At 64.4% G+C, this 418-nt stretch carries 1 protein-coding gene; it reads right to left on the bottom strand.

The genetic code is table 11. The annotated features are described in order from the left end of the window. Nucleotides 1-6: 6 nt before the first annotated feature. The coding region (locus AC0L3S_RS39170; RefSeq protein WP_473285308.1) for a TraX family protein at nucleotides 7-418 on the bottom strand (412 nt) is incomplete at its 5' end.

Here is a 418-nt window from a genome sequence, read left to right on the forward strand (position 1 = left end):
CAAAGGTCAGGTGAAAAACAAGTAGCCCGCCTCGCGCATCGGAATGCGGATCAGCCAAAGTGCGGCAAGATGCAGCGGGTAGTACGTGTAAAAGGCCCAGCGCAGGCGCGGGACACGAAGATCGACGCCGGCGGCGACGATCACCAGGGGCACAACAGCAAGCGCCCAAAGGTTGCCATTGATGTACCACAGGGACGCGCAAGACAGCAGCGCCATCAACGCGGACGCCCACGTCGGGCGCTTGAGGTACAACCAGACAGAGGCGGCCAGCAGCAGCGCCGGCCAACAGAACTCGACCAGGCCGCCGGCCACGACGAACAGCGCTATAGGAGCGACCGAGCGGCCGCGCTCGACCAGGTAGAGCATCGCGGTTGCGGCCAACAGCGTGAACATGACGTTCAGCGGCCACCATCCGCCC

The organism is Bradyrhizobium sp. Ken01 (assembly GCF_055807355.1).